Raw genomic sequence first — 19,509 nt, 5'->3', positions numbered from 1 at the left:
GGAATAAGGTTTAATCTACTCCTTTCATGGCGCATATTCGACCATTTTTCATCCATTTACCGTGGCTTTGCTGAATAAATCTCCAATTCTGTCTATTTGCAGCTTTTATGTTCCTTTTAATCCGGAATGCGATGACTGCAAGGCACATGCTTGCCGTTTGCATCCACATGGTTTTTCGACTCAAAATGAGGCTAAGCGACTGATCGCATCAGGCAACTTTGTAAATCTGCTACAATTTTATAGCGGGTTTCAAATACCCTCCTGACTCAATCTATGTTTAGATAAATGGACGTATCCTGCAGGCTGAGGATCAAGAATGAAGTATTTTGAATGTGCGGTATGCCATCAGCAGATTTTTTTTGGTGCCTCATTTTGTGAATATTGCAAGGCGCCCATTGGCTTTGTTGCCTCCGAAAAAGATATGGGTACCTTTCGTAAGGATAGCGAAAATGAATGGGTCAGCCTGAATGAAAGCTATCGTAATCAGAAATTTAAGCCCTGTTTTAATTATAGTCACTATCAGGTCTGCAACTGGATGATTCCCGTCGATGATGAAAATATCTATTGCGAATCCTGCCAGCTTACCCACACCATCCCCAATTTAGATGAACCGGAAAATATCCAGTACTGGCGTTATCTGGAACAGGCTAAACGGCGGTTTTTATATCTGGCGCAGCGCATGAATATTATGCCGCGGCCAAAACGTTCTGAAGATGACCGCTATGGCCTGCGCTATGAATTTTTAATGCCCATGGAAGGCCAACCGGTGCTGACCGGCCACGCCAATGGTCTGATTACCCTCAATGCCATTGAAGCCGATGTGGTGTACCGGGAAACCACGCGCGTAACCATGGGAGAAAACTACCGCACCCTGCTTGGCCATTTTCGCCATGAAAGCGGCCATTATTATTTTGATGTGATGCAAAACCGCCATCCGGAACTGGTCGATGAATTCCGCTACTATTTTGGTGATGAACGTCAGGATTATGGCATGGCACTCAAACGCCATTATGAACAAGGCCCGCCCTCCGACTGGCAAGACAGCTATATCAGCACCTATGCCACCACCCATCCCTGGGAAGACTGGGCTGAAACCTGGGCGCATTATCTGCACATGATGGATACTTTGGAAACCGCCTATTTTGCCGGAATCCGGGTGCAAGGTAACGGCCGTACCCTGTCCAATCTGTACTTTACCGAATGCCCGATTGGCGGCAAGGATATTGAACACATTTTAGAAAACTGGATTGCCCTGACCTTTAATCTGAATGCGCTGAATCGTAGTATCGGGCTGGATGATGCCTATCCGTTTAAACTGACCGAGCCGGTAAAAGACAAACTGCGTTTTATTCACCGGCATGTGCTGGATAAAGCCTTTAAATCCAATCAGGCCAGTCATCCTGCTTAAGCTCACTTTCAATTCCTCGCTTTCAATTCAATGAGATTTGCTACACGATATAGCGTTTACTTAGGCCCCATTCGGCCAGAATCCGGCGGTATAAGGCCGATGCGCGATCTGCTTCAAAATGGGCTTCCATGCTTAAATCCAGCGGCAGTTCTTCCGGTTTCTGGCTTTCTACCATGTCCTGATCTTCGGCAAAAATCTGCGCATTAAAATCGTAAACTGCTTGCAGGTCGCCGGTGGTATCAAAATTCCGGGTTAAAGGCACAAATAACCGGGTCTGATGGGCCGATACCGGACAGCAGGCATTTAAGATTTTCAAGATGCCATCATTCGGAAAATAAATGGTCAAGGTCGCTGCAAAGGGTGGATAAACCTCAAACTCACGCGTCCATAAAAAGCCTTCGGGTGCTAAATGCTGCATGCCATGCGGATAATTACTGACATTGGAAATATAGATACTTTTCAGGCCATAGTCAGTACGTTCAGTATGATATTTCGGCACCACCGGATTGTCCCGATCGGCAAAGGCCTGATGATGTACCCAGGCAAAATGTGCAACATCAATAAAGCCTTCTAACTGACGGCCGCTGGAACCGGCAATATCCACACTTGGTGGTAAAATGGATTGATGCTCAGCATCTTCCCAAGTATCCAGCACCGGAAAATTGGCTGCCTGTTCATCGCGCCCGAACAGGCTGGTCCAGACCAGACCATATTTCAGCACCACCGGAAACGTGGTCAGGCTAAAACGCTCCGAAATCTGGGTCAGGTCGGGCTGGGCCGGAATTTTGGTGCATTTACCGGCACGGTTATAGTGCAGCCCATGGTAAGGACAGACAATTTCCTCGCCCTCTACCCAGCCTTTGCTTAAAGGCACACCGCGATGCGGGCAAATATCCCGCACCAGCTGGATGTCACCGCTTTCCGTCCGGTACAGCGCCATTTTCACATCCAGTAAAGTCACCTGTTGCGGCTGGCTGCTGACGTCCTGAATTCGTGCAACCGGATACCAATGCTGCGCCAGAATATACCAGTCACTGGCATCAAAGCGGCTGTTATGGGGTTGGGCAAACAGGTGGATTACAGGAATTGCATTCATAGGCTGGCTCACTTTTAAGCTATACAGGGTCAATAACAAACGGAAATCCGCGGTTTTCTCATGTCGTTTATTGTTAATTTCCTGTTTTAAATTAAGAGCTTATGCTTTTTCTGTCTATTAGAATGTTTTTGATGATCTGTTCTAAATATTCGAACACTTTAGTCAAAATTGGCCTGAACTGGCGCAGATCTTGCTCTTTTAAAATCTATCAATATCACGCTGGCCAGGTCTTAAATGGTGAATACCCCGTTTTCGCGTTTTTCAGAATATTTTATTGCGGTGGCGCAAACCGGCAGCTTGCGCAAGGCAGCCGAACAGCTGTTTATTTCGGTATCTGCCGTGCATCGACAAATTGTACTGGCCGAACAGGAACTCGGGATTGCGCTGTTTGAACGTCTGAATCATGGGCTACGGCTGACTTTGGCCGGAGAGTTGCTGTATGCCGATCTATTAAAATGGCACAAAGAATTTCAGCAGACCCGCATCCGTTTTGATGAAATTCAGGGCCTGCATCGTGGCAGCATTGAATTTGGCTTAATTTCAGCGCTCAGCGAAAGTTTTGTGCTGCATTCCATGCAACACATGAGGCAGCATTATCCCTGGATTGATTTTCACGTGCATGTGCTGGACAGTGAAAAAGTCGCGCAGATGATTCAGGCCGCGGAGCTGGATTTTGGTCTGCTGCTGAATCCGCAAGCGCATCCGCATTTAGAAGTGGTGGCTTTTGTGGAAATTCCGCTGGGTTTTGTGATTCCAGTTGAGCATCCTCTGGCAGAACAAACACCGCTGTATTTTTCCGATACCTTGCCTTATGCCCATTTAATGCCAGCACCACCGCTGATTATTCATGAATATGTCAGCGCGCTGTATAAGCACCATCAGTTTAGTCCGCGTAGCCGCATCGAATGTAATGACATTCGCATGTTAATGTCATTGTTAAAGCAGAATTTGGGGCTGGGGCTAATGAGTTATTTAGATGCACTGCCGCTCCTGGAACATCAAACAGCCATCTTTAAACCGGTTCAGGACAAAGGTTTATATCCACTGACGCTGGCCCTGTGTGTGGCACCGAAACGACAGCTTTCCCGGATTGCGCAAATCATGATGAAACAGTTAACCGAGCAGATGGAGCAGCTACAACAGCAAATTGCCGAGCTTTAACAAACCGGCTGAATCAAAGGTACTACCTTGTCCCGTTGCAAACGACTGATGCCCTGCACTTTTTGCATTTGATACACCGTGGCCTGAAGTTCCAGCAATTCTTCCGGATGATGGGTCACATAAATCATGCCCAGCTGCAGTTCGCGCTGAATACGTTTTAAAAATGGCAGTATCTGCTGTTTTAACTGCTGATCCAGTCCGCTTAAAGGTTCATCCAGCAGCAATAACTGCGGTGCAGACAATAAAGCCCGGCCAATCGAAACGCGCTGCGCTTCCCCACCGGATAATTGATGCGCTTTGCGTCGAATCAGCCTGGACAGTTCTAACAACTCAACAATCTGCTCAAACTCAAATTTACGCTGTGCTAGCGGCTGTAAACCTTCTGCATATCTTAAATTCTGCTCAACATTCAAATGCGGAAATAACAGGGCCTTTTGAAAAATCAGGGCAATTTTACGTTGATGCACGGGCACAAACACCTGCTGCTGGGTATCGAGCAGTAAACGGTGATTCAGCACAATCCGGCCCTGTTGCGGCCGTAACAGCCCGGCCAGCAAATGCAAAAAGCTGGTTTTCCCGGAACCGGAGGGCCCCAGAATTCCGACAATCTGCTCTGCACAGGTCAGCTGCAGCTGTAATTTGAACTGCGCATTCTGATAATCAATCTGACAATCCAGCATCAGCTTTGCCCCAATTTACGTTGATATCTGTGCAAAATAAAATAATTGGCCAGCAAGGCGGCAAAAGCCAAGCCGGTAGATAACAGCACCAGACGCATAGCAGCGGCTTCACCATCGGGCTGTTGAATGAGCGTATAAATAGCGATGGGAATGGTGCGGGTTTCATCCGGAATATTGCCAACAAAGGTAATGGTGGCACCAAATTCACCCAGACTGCGGCTAAAGCCCAGAATACTGCCCATAAGAATCCCGGGCAGCACCAGCGGTAAGCTAATACTGAAAAAGACTTTCAGCGGCGCAGCCCCGAGTGAGGCCGCCACCTGTTCCAGTTGTGGATTCAACATTTGAAAAGACAAACGAATCGGTTGAACCAGCAGGGGAAATGCAACCAGCATGGCGGCCACTACTGCACCTTTCCAGTTAAATGCCAGCTCAATACCCCAGTGGGCCAAAACCTGCCCAATCCAACCTTGCGGACTAAACAGCACCAGTAATGCATAGCCCAACACTACCGGCGGCAAAACCATCGGCAGTTGTAACATGGCTTCGATCAAAAACTTGCTGCGAAATTCATAGCGTGCCAGCATCCAGCCCAGACAAATTGCAAATGGCAGGCAAAACAAGGTCGCAACACTGGCAACTTTGGCAGACAGATATAAGGCACTTAGTTCTTCGGGACTCAGCATCAAAGCAGCAACCTAGGGGCGAAAACCATGTTGAACAAAAATCTTGTGAGCCGCGGCGCTACCCAGATAGCGCCGGAACTTGACCGCCTGACGATTCTTTTCACCCTGTTTGGTTAAAGCCACGGTATAGAGAATGTCCGGATGGGTTTGCACCGGAAACGTACCCAGCACTTTTACTTTATCGCTACTGACCGCATCGCTGCGATAAACAATGCCGACCTGACAGGCACCGCGCTCGACAAAGGCCAAAGCAGCCCGGGCATCCGACGCGCCAATAATGCGTTTTTCCAGCCGTTTATACCAGCCCAGCTTGGTCAGACTATGTTTGGCATATTTTCCAACTGGCACCGAATCGACCTGTCCGGTGCACAACCGCCCTGTAAAGGCCTGAGGAAAATTAAAGGTAGGATGCGCCCGAAACGGAATCCGCGCATCTTTCAGGGCAATTGCCACCAGCTGGTTATAAATAATTGGTTTGACCTGACTGGCTTTGACCTTGTTGCGTTTCACCAGATAGGTCATCCAGTCCTGATCGGCCGGAAAATAAAGATCGACTTTTGCACCGCGGACAATATGTTTGGCCAGGGTCGATGAAGCGCCAAAAACCGGTACAATCTTGGCTTCTGGATATTGCAACTGATAATGCCGAATCACATCCGTCAATGCCGGGCCCAGACTTGCAGCTGCATACACCTGAACGGAATTGGCTCGACTGAATGTGCTTAAGCACAAGGCGACACAGATTAAACCAAGTTGGATGGTCTTCAAAACGCACTCCCTCAATGCTGTATGAATATTCCCTTTAAGCATTGGCCTTTTTGAATCGGCTGATGGGCCGGCACACGCACCAGACAGTTGGCATACATCAGATTACTGAGCATATGCGACTGCTGCTTGGCTAAACTGTGCAGTTTCAACACCCCATCTTCAAAACAGGCGGCCATTCTTAAAATCCTTTCTCTCGCATCGGGCTTTAAGTCATGTTGTATTTGCCCTGTCCACCACGCGGGCGGCTGACTTTGCCCTTGTAATACTTCTAATAAAGTTTGCGTATAGATCGAGATTCCAACATATACCGCCGCAGGATTGCCCGGCAATGCCAATAAGTGACAAAATTTGTTAGCCGATTTTCGGTATCTGGCGAAAAAAACCGGTTTCCCCGGCTTCTGTTTCACTTTCCAGAACACCTGCTCAAAGCCTACATTTAAAGCCACCGGACGGATAAAATCATAATCACCAACCGAAATTCCGCCAGTGCTGATGATGACATCATACTCCTCCTGAAGTTGCTGAAAGTATCGGATTAAGGCAATTTCATTATCTTCCACATGCACAATATGCACAGGTTGATGCCGTGTCTGACACCAGGCTGCAATTAAAGGTGCATTGGCATCAAAAATTTTTCCTGCTTGCAAATCTGCAGCCGACTGCGCGACTTCATCACCGGTAATGAGTACGGCAACTTTAGGCTGCTGATAGACCTGTACCTGATCAATACCGGCCATGCTTAAAGCCGCAATTGCGCCGATATTTAAATATTGTCCGGCTGATGCCAGTAACTGACCTTGGGTAATTTCTTCGCCCACATCCCGGATATCGGCATGCAGCTTGAGCGCAGCCTCTAGCTGAATCAGATGGCTAGACATCCGCTGCACAATTTCCTGACGTGCCACCGTGGTGGTGCCGGCAGGAATGGGCGCGCCGGTAAAAATACGCATCGCCTGTCCACGCTGCAGCGTCACATCGGCTGATTGTCCGGCCCGGATTTCACCAACCAACTGAAACTGCTCGCCTGCCGCTATCTCTCCATCGCTACACAGGGCATAGCCATCGACCGCGCTTTGGGAAAATAAAGGCAGATCAATCCCCGCATAAATATCTTCAGCTAAATAGCGATGCAGGCCCTGTTGTAGTTGCAGGGTTTCCACCTCCAGACAGGGCGTTGCCGCAATCATCTTATCTAGTGCTTGATCCAGACTGATCAGCCCACTTTCTGCACCACAACCTGACATTATTGATAGCCTCCCGCATGTGGAATGTTTTTCTGCACATCAAAGACATGCACCAAGGCCGGTAATACCGCCAGCAAGGACTCTTGGGCACCCTGACGGCTGCCCGGTAAAGTCATCACCAGACTATTTTCGATATAGCCGGCCACCCCACGGCTTAAAGCCGCATACGGCGTGCGTTTCTGGCCAAAACTGCGCGAGGCTTCCATCAGCCCCGGAATTTCCCGTTCTAATAGCGGAGCCAGGGTTTCTACGGTTAAATCTTTCGGGCCAAGACCGGTGCCGCCAACCGTTAAAATCAGCGGATACTGATTTTTCTGCTGTTCAATTAAGGCTAGCAGCTGTTCCGGGCTATCCGGAATCACCTGATACTGAACCTGCTGGAAATTGGCCTCTGCCAATATTTCCAGGACATTCTGGCCGGCGGTATCCGGTTTTTTACCCGCGGCGACGGTATCGGACAGCACAATCACCGAGGCTGGCATCGGCTGCGCCAAGACCCGGCTAAAATGGGATTTACCGCCTTTTTTCTGCTGTAATTTGCATTGATCCAGACACAAATCTTCCGGTTCACAATGCGGTTTCAGCATGTCGTATAAGGTCAGTCCGGCCAGACTGGCTGCGGTTAAGGCTTCCATCTCGACACCGGTCGGGCCAATAGTTTCTACCGTGGCAATAATTTCGACATGCTGTTCATGCAGTTCATAGTCCACATCGGCCCGGTAAATGGGTAAAGGATGGCATAGCGGAATCAGCTCATCGGTACGTTTGGCCGCCAGAATACCGGCAATACGCGCGGTTTTCAGCGCATCGCCTTTTTCAGTATTGCCCTGACGCAGCAGCTCGATACAATGCGGCGGCGCATATAAAATGGCGCTGGCCACCGCAGTACGATAGGTTTCGGCTTTCATGCCTACATTTTTCATGATGGTATTCCGGAATTATTGATTTAAAAAAATTAGGCTTAACATCGGATTTAAAGCGGCCATTGATAGGCGTTTTCGCCTGCATGGGAGTGATTGCAGCAATCGGTATGCGTATTCGCTTCCACTGGCGGATGATCTTTACGAATACAACAGCCTTCGACATACTGGCTGCTGCCATCGCAATAAAATTCTTCTTTCCAGACCGGGACTTCATGTTTGACCCGCTCTACCGCCACCTCGCAGGCCTGAAAGGCTTCACGGCGATGCGGCGCATACGCCATGGCAATAATTGCGGTTTCACCAATGGCTAAATCCCCAATCCGGTGGATGACCCGCACATAAGACACGCCATATTGCTGCTGAATTTCCTGCTCAATCTGCCGGATCATTTTTTCTGCCACCGGTGCATAGGCGGTATATTTCAGCGACTGCACTGCCTTACCTTCATGATGGTTGCGAACTGTGCCCACAAAAATGCCAATGCCACCACATTCGGGAAAGTGCTGAATCTCATCGAAGCTGGACTGGCTGAGTGGCATATCCTGAATCCGGGCAAACTGTTTTAGATGTTGCATCGTTTAACCTCCTGCCACCGGTGACAGCAACACCAGCGTGGTACTGTGCTGCAAAGTCTGCTGGCGTGGCACAATATCTTCACCAATCGCGCAGGCACAACGTTCGATCAGAGACGCTGCCGCTGGATAACTGTGGTTTAACTGCAGCAACAAGTCCGCAATGGCCGTACCGGGCAGGCACTGCATCTGAATAGTTTCTGGCAGCGCCTGTTTTACAGCGCCAAAGGCTTCAATCTGAATCAGGATATCGTGCATACTTAACCTCCAATCATATACATGCTGATTTTCCGGATGCTCCCGGCAGTGGTTGTGGCTTGAGAATGAATGGCATGAAAGCCGGCTTTTTTCTGCCAGATATAGCTTTGTAATTGCTGCAGTAACTGCTCACGTGCCACGGGCGCCGTGTGAGTCTGTAGCTGTTCAATCAATACTTTTAAGGGCACAGGCTGTTCGGCAAACAGGCAGTTATACAGTTCACCCTGGGCACTTAAACGCAACCGGTCACACTGGCCACAAAAGGCATGACTGATGGTGGAAATAATCCCTACCGGGTGGCCATCGACCCGATATTCCCGTGCCGGATTCGCGCCTTGGCTGTGGATGGCTTCGACCGGAAAATGCAGGCTTAGGCGTTGCAAAATCTCCTGTTCCGTCACTACATGCGCGGCGCTCCAGCGACCATCACCATCCAGCGGCATAAATTCAATAAAACGCAGCGCAATCTGCCGTGCTTTGCTCCACTGCAAAAGTGGCACCATCTGGTCGTCATTAATGCCTTTAATGAGCACGCTATTCAGTTTGACAGGCAAATGCGCCTGCTGGGCGGCCTGAATCCCGTCAAGTACCGGCTTTAACTGTTTTTGGGTTAGCGTAAAAAACTGCTGCGGATCTAAACTGTCGAGGCTGATATTTAAATCATCCAGACCGGCCTGTTTTAATTCCTGCGCATAGTGGCTTAAATAATGGCCATTTGTGGTCATGGAAATTCTCGCCAGCCCCAATTGGCGTAGCGGCTGTAAATCCCGGATAAAATGCACCACCCCCTGACGCATCAACGGTTCGCCGCCGGTAATCCGGATATGCTGAATCCCCTGCTCAACCATCAACTGGCAAAACTGCAGCAAGGCTTCAAAACTCAGCAACTGATGTTTCTTCATCCATTCAGGATGTTCAGGCATACAGTAGACGCATTTAAAATTGCAGCGATCGGTCACAGAAATCCGCAGCTTGCGTTTGCTCCGGCCAAACTGATCCTGAAAATCTGCGGGTCTCACGGGAATCTGGGGATTGATCACGCCTGTTATCCTCTGGGCAATTGCTTCATGGCTGTGCAATGGGCAATAGGTTTGCACGGATCACATGCCGCGCTTTAGGCTTGAATTTGCAATTAATGTTCCAACTTTGGGCTTTTAATAAAGAGAGTGTTTAAATTCTGCCCAGCACACGCTAGAAGCGAAGAAATGAGATGATTTTTAAAGAAATTTCAGCTGACGATACTGTTGCAGTTCATCCAGCGAGTTAATACTGTGAAAAAATAGCGCACGATTTTTAAATTTTGCCACCTGAGCATGCAGTTCTGCGAAACAATGCTTTAAACTGCGCTGATGTTGTGCAAGATGCGCGCGAAGTGTGGGCAAACTGCTGCGTTTCATCAGACAAAATGGATACAGCGCCTGTCCGTTCATCATCACATAGGCCACGTCGGCCTGCGGCTGTCTGGCCAGACGCTGATGCAACCGTGGCAGCACATCGGGCGGAATATAGGTCACATCACAGGGAACAAATAGCACATAGTCGGCCTGTACATGGCCCCAGGCGCTTTTCATGCCCATCAACGGACCTAAAAAACCGCCTTCATCATCATGATAACACTGCAGATGCGGCAGCAATCTGGCGTAAATGGAACGATCGCGATGGCTATTGATCCACAATTGCTGAATTTCCGTTTTAAAGCGCCGCTGGATTTTAAGCAGCTGGATCTCATCATCAAATTTTTGCAACAGCTTGTTCATACCATTCATGCGGCGGGCTTGGCCGCCCGCCAGAATGACCAGATCCGTGGCAGGATAATCGGCCTGCATGGTGGCGTAGTTGCGACTCATGGCATTTCCTCCACCTGACAGGCTTTAATCAGGCCACGAATTTCCGGTAAACATGAGCCGCAATTGCCACCAGCTTTTAAACAGGCCGTGACCTGTTTTTCATGGCTTAACTGCTGCTCCCGAATGGTCTGGATGATGCGGTTTTTGCCGACTTTAAAGCAGCTACATACCAGCGGTCCTTCATTGTTCTGTACCGACATGGCCTGTCCGGCCAGCAAGGCTTTACGATGCGTGGCACTTAAACGCTCACGTTTAAACAGGCTGGCGACCCAGTCCCGATCGGGCAATAAAGCGTTGGGCGCAATATACAGACTGGCGATTAAAATCCCGTCCTGTAACACCACACTATGGCTGATGAATGCCGATGGATCTTCCAGCTGCAGCCATTCAAAGCAGCTATCTTCCAGTTGTAGCAGCTGTTTAATCTGTGCGGCGGTATGTTTAAATTTTTTCCGGTCGGCCAGTTCATAACGAACCGCTTTGGCGGTCTGAATCTTGCTCCACCACGCTACCTGCGCCAAAGTAATCTGAACTGCCGCTTCATGCCCATGGCGAATATACAGCACGCCCTGCCAGTCGGTATAAAATGGCTGGATGCTGACCGGGGTATGTTTAAATTCCGGTTCGCCAGAAATGACATCCACCACCGGATTGACCACTTTTCCAATTCGCGCATCGGAAGCGACCTGATCATTCCAGTGAATAGGCGCAAACAGCTGACCACGACGAATACCAGTCGAGACTTCAACCCGCAATACACAGCTGCCCCAGCGGGATTTCAGCTCCACCAGTTCCCCATCTTTCAGGCCATATTTCAGTGCATCATTGGGGTGAATTTCACAATAGGGCTCGGCTTTGTGAGTGCTTAAATTGGCCGATAAACCGGTACGGCTCATGGTGTGCCACTGGTCACGAATCCGGCCAGTATTCAGAATGAGAGGATAATCTTCACAAGCGCCATGTACCGGGTCGATGGCCTGAGTGGCAATAAAACGGGCTTTGCCATTTGGAAAGCTAAACTGTCCCTGGGTAAACAGCTGTTCCACCGGTGGATTCTGCTGAGGCGTTAATACTGGCCATTGCAACGGCTGCAGCTGTTCATACTGTTGCAGGCTTAGCTGGCTCAGACCGCTTAAATTAAAGTAGCGAAATAGCGGATAGTCCTGACGCTGTGTCACCGGACCATTTTCACAGGCCGATAAAGCCGCATGTTCCAGAAAAATCTCATGCACATGCTGATAATCGAAACCGCGAAAGCCCATGGCCTTGGCCACCTGACTGATCGCCCACCAGTCGGCCTTGGCCTGACCCGGTGCGGGCAAAAAGGCACGCTGTCTGGAAATGCGCCGTTCGGAATTGGTAACACTGCCTTCTTTTTCGCCCCAACCCAAAGCCGGTAATAAAACATCGGCATAGGCAGTGCTATCGGTATCCTGACAGATATCCGACACCACCACAAAATCACATTGCGCCAAGGCGCGTTTGACCTGATCGGCATTGGGTAAACTCACCACCGGATTGGTGGCCATAATCCACAGTGCCTTGATTTTCCCGGCTTCTACCGCTTCAAACAGATCGACCGCTTTTAACCCCGCTTGAGTGGCAATTTTCGGGCTATCCCAGAACTGCTGCACCAGCTGCTGATGGGCCCGCTGATCCAGATCCAGATGCGCCGCCAGCATATTGGCCAGTCCACCCACTTCACGCCCGCCCATGGCATTCGGTTGTCCGGTCATGGAAAACGGTGCTGCGCCCGGCTTGCCAATTTTGCCGGTCAACAGATGACAATTGATAATACTGTTGGCTTTATTGACCCCTTGTGAAGACTGGTTCACCCCCATCGAAAATAGGGTCATGACTTTGTCAGTCTGGGCAAATTTTTCAAAAAATAGCTGTAATTTCTCGGCAGAAATCCCGGTACGCGCTGCCACATTTTCCAGCTGCTGCTCCGCGGCGCTGGCTTCTAACGCCTGCTGCAAGCCTTCGGTATAGGCAGCGGTAAAATTGTGGTCCTGATGACCATTTTGCTGTAAGTACTGCAGCAAGCCGTTAAACAGCGCCACATCTTGCCCGAGCATAATCGGCAAATGTAAATCGGCCGCTTCACAGGTCGCGGTAAAGCGTGGGTCGACCACCACCACAAACAGATTGCGCTGTTCTTTGGCCTGCATAATACGCTGATACAGAACCGGATGGCACCAGGCAGTATTGGAACCGACCAGCACCACCATCTCAGTCTGTTCAAAATCTGCATAGCTAGCAGGCACCAGATCTTCACCAAAGGCCCGTTTATGCGCCGCCACCGCAGAGGACATACACAGCCGCGAGTTGGTATCAATATTGGCCGTGCCCAGATAGCCTTTGACGAATTTATTGACCACATAATAGTCTTCGGTCAGCAATTGCCCCGAAACATAAAAAGCAATACTTTCCGGGCCATACTGCTCGATACAGTGCTGGAATTTTTGCGCAATTTTGGTGGTGGCAGTGTGCCAGTCGGTTGGCTGACGGTTGTCCTTGCGGCCCAGCATTGGGGTTAATACCCGTGTCTCTAGCCCCAAGGTATCGGCCAGATTGCTGCCTTTAATACACAGTTTGCCAAAGTTGGCTGGATGCTGCACATCGCCTTCGACTTTCACCTGCACGCCTTGTGGTGAATGGCTGACATGAGCCCTCACCCCACAACCAACCCCACAATAAGGACAGGTGGTTTGCGTAGTCATCGTTTTTAATTCTGTGGAGCTATGCAGTTCCACCACTGGGATACTATTCATTGCTGCTGTGCTCCTTAATCATCTAAATTCACGTAATTCCGATTTTTATCTTGGCTTTATTTGAAATACGAAATTTGTGTAAGCATTCACTATCGTGAGGTGGCATGGATGCCACCGATTCCCATCATTACAGGACGTAATGTATGGGAATCTAAGATTTTTGTTACTTTTGATCTTTCAAAAGTAAGGGAGTGCTTACACGTAAACAGTTGTTTTAGCACTCCATTTGAGGCTATGACATCCTTCTTATGAAGTACTAATTACAGAGATCTAATTACCCTGCTTTCTTTAATGCAAAATCCCGACCAAATAGCAGTTTATTCCGAATCGAAGTGATTGGTGTCTGATCTACAATCAGCTCGGCATACCATGCACCATCCTCGGTATCACCAAACAGTACTGCACCAATGACTTTGTCTTTCTGGATGATGATGCGTTTATAAATCTGACGTTTTTCATCATTCAGGACAATGTCTTCAAAATCATCTTCCGGTTCAAAATTACCGGCCGAGAACACATCACAACCACTGACTTTGAGCTGGGTCGGAACAGTAGGTGCCTTAAAGGTCAAGCTACCGTGTTCTGCCAAATGCGAGGCGCAGATGAAGGCTTGGCCCCACAGCGGTTCCACCAAACCAAAAGTTTGACCACGATGTTCGATACATTCACCGACTGCATAAATACTCGGGTCATAACTTTGCATGGTGTCATTGACCAGCACCCCACGCTGACAGCGCAGGCCGGCACTTTGCGCCAGGGCAATATTCGGACGGATTCCCACCGCAAACACCACCAGATCGGCATCGAGCAGCGTGCCATCGTTTAGCCGGACTTGTGTCACATGGCCATTTTCACCAAGCAGCGTTTCGGTATTGGCTTCGGTCAGTACGCGAATACCCTTTTCTTCAATACTGTTTTTCAACATTAAGCTGGCTTTGCTATCCAGCTGGCGGTCCATAATCCGTTCCATTAGATGCAGCACGGTCACGTTCATGCCACGCTGTTTCAAACCATAGGCTGCTTCAAGTCCAAGTAAACCACCACCAATAACCACGGCGTTTTGTTTCTGTTCGCAATATTCCAGCATCCTGTTCACATCATAGATATCGCGGAAGCTGAGCACACCGTCCAGTTCTGTGCCCGGAATTGGGGGAATAAACGGCTGCGAGCCGGTGGCTAAAATCAGCCGGTCATAATTCACCACTTGCCCCGACTGGGTGAAGACCTGCTTGCGTGGACGATCAATTTTCACCGCAGCATCACCGGCAATCAGCTGAATACCTTTTTCGGCATACCAGGCATGCGGATGCAGCATGATATCGTCCACCGTTTTATCACCGGCCAAGACCGGGGACAGCATAATCCGGTTGTAGTTGCCCCACGGTTCTTCGCCAATCACGGTAATCTCGTAACGATCAGGTGCCATATCCAGCAAATCTTCCAGACAGCGCATGCCCGCCAGACCATTACCCACCAGCACCAGCTTCATTTTTTCCTGTTGCACGCCATTATTGGTGATATAGGTTTTTTGTGCGGTCGGACTGACAAAAACCCGGCCCTGTTCAATTTTGCTTGGAAACACCAGTAATTTCTGGTCTTTATCTTCCAGACAGCGGCCGGTGGCCAGACTGAAATGCTGTTTATAGATTGGTGATGCCACCACACGCTCACCTTGCAAATCACCCAGAATACCGCGCGACATCACATTGGCGCCGCTAAATGGGTCCTGATTACTCAGGGCATAAACACGCTGTTCCTGCCCCACACGGAAAATTGCAATCTGCTGGCCTTCCACCAAGGCTGCCACGCCGGTATGTGGTGTAATCTCCTCCAGATGACAGACCTCTACCCAATCCAATTCATTCATATCTTTTAAAATTGTCATCATCGTTATCCTGTGCTTTGGCATCTTCTGCTGCATATCCCATTTGGTTTTTCTGGCGGATTTGCTTTAGAAGATGCGTCTTGATCTTGAAGGTTATGCCTGCATCACCGGAATCCGGCTTTCATCACGCTCGGCTGCCGTTTTCGGGCGAATCTGCCCACGCTCGGTGGCAAACTGGATGTGCGGATCGTGCTGCTGCTCGGCTTTGGCATTGATAAAGGTCTTGAAGCGTTTGCGTACTTCCGGATCTTCAATCGCGGTGCGCCATTCATCCTGATAAGTACCCACCACATGCTGCATGCGGCGTTCTAGTTCTTCGGCCAGACCTAAGGAATCGTGCACAATCACATCTTTCAGATAATCCAGCCCGCCTTCGAGGTTGTCACGCCAGACTGAAGTACGTTGTAAACGGTCTGCGGTTTGAATGTAGAACATAAAGAAACGGTCGATGTATTTGATTAAGGTGCTGGTATCCAGATCGGAAGCCAGCAGTTCAGCATGACGCGGTTTCATGCCGCCGTTGCCGCAAACATACAGGTTCCAGCCTTTTTCAGTGGCAATCACCCCGACATCTTTACTTTGTGCTTCGGCACATTCACGGGTACAGCCAGATACCGCCATTTTCAGTTTGTGCGGAGAACGCAGGCCTTTGTAACGGTTTTCCAGGAAAATCGCCAAGCCAACTGAATCATCCACGCCATAACGGCACCAGGTGCTACCCACGCAAGATTTCACGGTACGCAGTGACTTGCCGTAGGCATGACCCGATTCAAAACCGGCATCAATCAGTTTTTGCCAGATTTCCGGTAACTGATGTACCTGCGCCCCAAACATATCCACGCGCTGACCACCGGTCAGTTTGGTGTACAGGCCGTATTCCTTGGCAATCTGGCCAATGGCAATCAGGCCATCTGGAGTCACTTCACCACCGGCCATTCGTGGGACCACCGAATAAGAACCATCTTTCTGGATATTGCCCAGATAGTAGTCATTGCTATCTTGCAGGCCGGCATGACTTGGTTTTAGCACAAAGTCATTCCAGCAGGAGGCCAGAATATTGGCCACAGTTGGTTTACAGATATCACAGCCCAGACCGTGACCATGTTGCTGGATTAAATCTTCAAAAGTCTTGATCTCGTTCACACGCACTAGGTGATACAACTCCTGACGCGAATAGGCAAAGTGTTCACAGAGATGGTTATTGACCGTCACCCCTTGACGCTGTAATTCGGCTTTTAATACCTGGGTCACTAAAGGTGCACAGCCACCACAAGCAGTTGCGGCTTGGGTACATTTCTTCAATGCACCGAGTGAAGTTGAACCGGCTTCAATCGCCTGGCAGATATCGGCTTTAGACACGTTATTACAGGAACAGATGGTGGCGCTGTCTGGCAGCAAATCGACACCGCTACCGCCGGCTTTGGCACCTGACTCGGCAAAGCCCGGCATGATCAGGCTTTCTGGCTGTTCTGGAACTGCCAGACCATTCAGCATCATTTGCAGCAGATCGTTATATTCTTTGGCACAGCCAACCAGCACCGCACCCAGCAATCGGTTTTTTTCCGCATTAACCACAATTTTCTTGTAGATCAGCGCATCTTCATCGGCATAAAAATAGCTAAGTGAATTTGGAGTCATGGCATGTGCATCACCAATAGATGCCACATCCACACCCATCAGCTTTAATTTGGTGCTCATGTCGGCGCCGGCAAAGCAGTTCGGGTTTTGCTGCATGACATGCTTGGCCGCAATACGTGCCATGTCATAGCCCGGTGCGACCAGACCGTAAATCTTGTTTTGCCACAGCGCACATTCCCCAATCGCATAAATATCCGGATTGGAAGTCTGGCAGTAATCGTTAATCACAATCCCGCCGCGCTCGCCAATGCTGAGTCCGCTTTGGCGCGCCAGTTCATCACGTGGACGAATCCCGGCAGAAAACAGGATGATATCGGTTTCCAGTTCAGCGCCATCACCAAACTTCATCACATGCTTGGCCGACGCGCCATCTTCAATTGAGGAGGTGGCTTTCTGGGTATGGACTTTCACGCCCAGATCTTCAATTTTGCTGCGCAGCACCTTACCGCCCAGGTCATCAACCTGCACCGCCATCAGACGCGGCGCAAACTCGACTACATGGGTTTCCAGATTTAGGTCTTTTAAGGCTTTGGCTGCTTCCAGACCAAGTAAACCGCCACCAATCACGACACCAGATTTGGCATTCAGACTAGCGGCTTTAATTGCATCCAGATCTTCAATAGTGCGGTAAACAAAGCAGTTTTCACGGTCATTGCCCGGAATGGGTGGCACAAAGGCATAAGAGCCCGTCGCCAGTACCAGTTTGTCATAGGCAATCACATCACCCTGATTAGTGGTGACCAGTTTATGTACCGGGTCAATATCCGTGGCTTTGGTATTGAGGCGCAGATCAATGCCATAGGCATCGGCGAAGTCACTGCGGCATAGACTTAGGTCTTTGGCAGACTTGCCGGTGAAGTATTCAGTTAAATGTACGCGATCATAAGCCAAACGCGGTTCTTCTGCCAAAATGGTGATTTCAACCTCATCGCCCGCAGTTTCCAAAACCGATTCGATAAATTTGTGGCCGACCATACCGTGGCCAATCATGACAAGTTTCATACAGTTCTCCTCAATAATATTCTGTGTTGGCTTAGGCTGCGTTATTGCGTTCAACAATGGCCTGTTCGAACAGGCGTTGTTCTTTTTCTTTATGCTCCACCGAGAAGCGAATCATCAGGACAAAACTTGCGGCAATTACCACCAGTCCGCCCAGAACCATCAGGCAGGTCTGAATATCCAGTACGCCTTTTAACAGGAAGCCTGCAGCGACTGCACCGACGTTCCCACCAGCCCCAATAATGCCGGCCACGCCGCCCAGTGCATCGCGGTCAATAAATGGCACCAGTGCATAGGTCGCGCCGCAGGCCATGTGGGTAAACAGGGCAAAAATGGTCATCACTAAAATGGCCAGCATGGCGCTGTTCATTTGCGAGAACAGAATCAGGAACAAGCCTTCCATTAAAATCATGGCAAACAGCACTTTGGTACGCCCATCCAGACCACTTTTTAGTGCGACCTTGTCAGAGACAATGCCGCCCAGTGCACGGGCAAACAGGGCCAGCAAACCGAAAATGCCCGCCGCCATGCCAGCTTCTTTCAGGCCAAAGCTGAAGTGTTCGACGTAATACATCGCCACAATGTTGTGAATAAAGATTTCAATCCCGAAACAGGCGGCATAGGCACCAAATAAAATCCAGACGCGGTAGTTACGTGCAGCATGCAGCAGAATCGCCATACCGCCTTTTTTGTCGCTGCCGACCTGAATGCCCTGTTCGCGTAATTCTTTAAAGTTGCCTTGGGTACAGTCCTGAGTCAGTTTCCAGTACAGGATGCCGACAATAATCATCATGATGCCCGGTACCAGCAAAGCAATACGCCAACCCATGGCCTGCTCGACCCCAAACATCACCAAGGCAGATAACAGCAAAGGCATCAGCGCCTGGGTAGCGCCGCCGCCGGCATTGCCCCAGCCTGCTGTAGTGGCATTGGCTGTTCCCACCACATTCGGTGCAAACATGATGCTGGTGTGATATTGGGTAATCACGAAGCTGGCACCAATGGCGCCAATCAGCAAACGGAAAAACAGGAAGGATTCATAACTGTTGGAAGCTGCCACCCCAAACACCGGAATACTGCCGATAATTAGCAAGGCGGTATAGGTTTTGCGCGGGCCGTATTTATCACACAGCGGCCCGACAATTAAGCGGACCAGAATGGTGATGGCCACCGCGGCAATATTGATATTGGCGATCTGATCTTTGGTTAGGTTGAACTCGCCGGCAATGACTGGCATTAACGGTGCGCAGGCAAACCAGGCAAAGAAACAGACAAAAAATGCGAGCCAACTCATATGGAAGGCTCTCATCGCTGAAGTTTTAAAGTTAAATAGACTTATTTTTGTCGCTTTATTCGCTTGCAAATTTGAAGACATGACCATCTCCTACCTGAACTGAACGTGTGGGTTAACCTGCTATACGGATAGCTGCATAACAGATTCGAACAGAGCGGACGTCGTTGGCCGTCTTTCAAATTTTGGGAGTCTTCTTTGACTCAGCTGGAATAATGCAGATAGCGTGCCAACTTTTTAGAAAAACTCAGTAGCTTGCTGTTTTTTATTGGATTTTGA

16 protein-coding genes are annotated in these 19,509 nt (G+C 49.5%); 2 read left to right on the top strand and 14 right to left on the bottom strand.

Annotated features, from left to right (window positions below):
* Positions 1-316 precede the first annotated feature (316 nt).
* Positions 317-1,408 carry a putative zinc-binding metallopeptidase gene (locus FTU69_RS05385; protein WP_168381791.1) on the top strand — a complete coding sequence of 364 codons (1,092 nt, stop codon included), beginning with the start codon at positions 317-319 and terminating at the stop codon, positions 1,406-1,408.
* 40 nt (positions 1,409-1,448) lie between these two features.
* On the opposite strand, the gene FTU69_RS05380 is transcribed toward FTU69_RS05385, so the two are convergent.
* Complete coding sequence (locus tag FTU69_RS05380) at positions 1,449-2,504, bottom strand: aromatic ring-hydroxylating dioxygenase subunit alpha (protein WP_180088402.1); 1,056 nt, start codon at positions 2,502-2,504, stop codon at positions 1,449-1,451.
* A gap of 237 nt (positions 2,505-2,741) precedes the next feature.
* Between FTU69_RS05380 and FTU69_RS05375 the strand changes: the two genes are divergently transcribed.
* Positions 2,742-3,665 (top strand): LysR family transcriptional regulator, encoded by a 924-nt coding sequence (locus FTU69_RS05375; protein ID WP_180088445.1) that lies wholly within the window; start codon positions 2,742-2,744, stop codon positions 3,663-3,665.
* Here the strand turns inward: FTU69_RS05375 and FTU69_RS05370 are convergent.
* From FTU69_RS05370 to FTU69_RS05310, 13 genes are all read right to left on the bottom strand, one after another.
* Complete coding sequence (locus FTU69_RS05370) at positions 3,662-4,345, bottom strand: ATP-binding cassette domain-containing protein (protein ID WP_180088400.1); 684 nt, start codon at positions 4,343-4,345, stop codon at positions 3,662-3,664. The two genes, FTU69_RS05375 and FTU69_RS05370, sit on opposite strands and share 4 nt — an antisense overlap.
* Positions 4,345-5,031: a molybdate ABC transporter permease subunit gene (gene modB / locus FTU69_RS05365; RefSeq protein WP_168383134.1), complete on the bottom strand. Its 687-nt coding sequence runs from the start codon at positions 5,029-5,031 to the stop codon at positions 4,345-4,347. Before modB ends, FTU69_RS05370 begins: the two co-directional genes overlap by 1 nt.
* A gap of 12 nt (positions 5,032-5,043) precedes the next feature.
* On the bottom strand, positions 5,044-5,799 hold the full coding sequence (gene modA / locus FTU69_RS05360) for a molybdate ABC transporter substrate-binding protein (RefSeq protein ID WP_180088296.1): 756 nt from the start codon (positions 5,797-5,799) through the stop codon (positions 5,044-5,046).
* An 11-nt stretch (positions 5,800-5,810) separates the two neighbouring features.
* A complete protein-coding gene (locus FTU69_RS05355) occupies positions 5,811-7,043 on the bottom strand; it encodes a molybdopterin molybdotransferase MoeA (protein ID WP_180088298.1) in 1,233 nt (410 codons plus the stop codon).
* The gene (gene moaCB, locus FTU69_RS05350) at positions 7,043-7,966 is read right to left on the bottom strand and encodes a bifunctional molybdenum cofactor biosynthesis protein MoaC/MoaB (RefSeq protein ID WP_180088300.1); all 924 of its coding nucleotides are present in this window, start codon (positions 7,964-7,966) and stop codon (positions 7,043-7,045) included. The genes FTU69_RS05355 and moaCB overlap by 1 nt, the downstream gene beginning before the upstream one ends.
* A 50-nt stretch (positions 7,967-8,016) precedes the next feature.
* Positions 8,017-8,541 carry a molybdenum cofactor biosynthesis protein MoaE gene (locus FTU69_RS05345; protein WP_016658103.1) on the bottom strand — a complete coding sequence of 175 codons (525 nt, stop codon included), beginning with the start codon at positions 8,539-8,541 and terminating at the stop codon, positions 8,017-8,019.
* A gap of 3 nt (positions 8,542-8,544) precedes the next feature.
* Entirely contained in the window at positions 8,545-8,796 is a 252-nt protein-coding gene (locus FTU69_RS05340) for a MoaD/ThiS family protein (protein ID WP_180088302.1), read from the bottom strand.
* A gap of 2 nt (positions 8,797-8,798) precedes the next feature.
* Positions 8,799-9,833: a GTP 3',8-cyclase MoaA gene (gene moaA / locus FTU69_RS05335; protein WP_373685081.1), complete on the bottom strand. Its 1,035-nt coding sequence runs from the start codon at positions 9,831-9,833 to the stop codon at positions 8,799-8,801.
* A 180-nt stretch (positions 9,834-10,013) separates the two neighbouring features.
* Complete coding sequence (locus tag FTU69_RS05330; protein WP_373685079.1) at positions 10,014-10,643, bottom strand: molybdenum cofactor guanylyltransferase; 630 nt, start codon at positions 10,641-10,643, stop codon at positions 10,014-10,016.
* Positions 10,640-13,417, bottom strand: coding sequence for a nitrate reductase (locus tag FTU69_RS05325; protein WP_180088306.1), 2,778 nt, complete (start codon positions 13,415-13,417; stop codon positions 10,640-10,642). The genes FTU69_RS05330 and FTU69_RS05325 overlap by 4 nt, the downstream gene beginning before the upstream one ends.
* Positions 13,418-13,691: 274 nt before the next feature.
* Positions 13,692-15,302: a nitrite reductase small subunit NirD gene (gene nirD / locus FTU69_RS05320; RefSeq protein WP_180103571.1), complete on the bottom strand. Its 1,611-nt coding sequence runs from the start codon at positions 15,300-15,302 to the stop codon at positions 13,692-13,694.
* Between the two features lie 93 nt (positions 15,303-15,395).
* Positions 15,396-17,942, bottom strand: coding sequence for a nitrite reductase large subunit NirB (gene nirB, locus FTU69_RS05315; RefSeq protein WP_168381796.1), 2,547 nt, complete (start codon positions 17,940-17,942; stop codon positions 15,396-15,398).
* Between the two features lie 31 nt (positions 17,943-17,973).
* Positions 17,974-19,314 (bottom strand): MFS transporter, encoded by a 1,341-nt coding sequence (locus FTU69_RS05310; RefSeq protein WP_005178146.1) that lies wholly within the window; start codon positions 19,312-19,314, stop codon positions 17,974-17,976.
* Positions 19,315-19,509: the final 195 nt, after the last annotated feature.

The sequence above is a fragment of the Acinetobacter sp. YH12134 genome, assembly GCF_013418555.1.
Classification (GTDB): Bacteria; Pseudomonadota; Gammaproteobacteria; order Pseudomonadales; family Moraxellaceae; genus Acinetobacter; species Acinetobacter indicus.
Note: the sequence above shows the minus strand (reverse complement) of the source record. Positions and strands in the feature narration are given on the sequence as shown.

Coding starts and splice junctions, on each gene's coding strand:
- nirB (WP_168381796.1), bottom strand. CDS start 17,942: ATGAAACTTGTCATGATTGGCCACGGTATGGTCGGCCACAAATTTATC.
- moaCB (WP_180088300.1), bottom strand. CDS start 7,966: ATGAAAAATGTAGGCATGAAAGCCGAAACCTATCGTACTGCGGTGGCC.
- FTU69_RS05355 (WP_180088298.1), bottom strand. CDS start 7,043: ATGTCAGGTTGTGGTGCAGAAAGTGGGCTGATCAGTCTGGATCAAGCA.
- modB (WP_168383134.1), bottom strand. CDS start 5,031: ATGCTGAGTCCCGAAGAACTAAGTGCCTTATATCTGTCTGCCAAAGTT.
- FTU69_RS05345 (WP_016658103.1), bottom strand. CDS start 8,541: ATGCAACATCTAAAACAGTTTGCCCGGATTCAGGATATGCCACTCAGC.
- FTU69_RS05325 (WP_180088306.1), bottom strand. CDS start 13,417: ATGAATAGTATCCCAGTGGTGGAACTGCATAGCTCCACAGAATTAAAA.
- nirD (WP_180103571.1), bottom strand. CDS start 15,302: ATGACAATTTTAAAAGATATGAATGAATTGGATTGGGTAGAGGTCTGT.
- FTU69_RS05310 (WP_005178146.1), bottom strand. CDS start 19,314: ATGTCTTCAAATTTGCAAGCGAATAAAGCGACAAAAATAAGTCTATTT.
- FTU69_RS05330 (WP_373685079.1), bottom strand. CDS start 10,643: ATGAGTCGCAACTACGCCACCATGCAGGCCGATTATCCTGCCACGGAT.
- FTU69_RS05340 (WP_180088302.1), bottom strand. CDS start 8,796: ATGCACGATATCCTGATTCAGATTGAAGCCTTTGGCGCTGTAAAACAG.
- FTU69_RS05370 (WP_180088400.1), bottom strand. CDS start 4,345: ATGCTGGATTGTCAGATTGATTATCAGAATGCGCAGTTCAAATTACAG.
- FTU69_RS05385 (WP_168381791.1), top strand. CDS start 317: ATGAAGTATTTTGAATGTGCGGTATGCCATCAGCAGATTTTTTTTGGT.
- FTU69_RS05380 (WP_180088402.1), bottom strand. CDS start 2,504: ATGAATGCAATTCCTGTAATCCACCTGTTTGCCCAACCCCATAACAGC.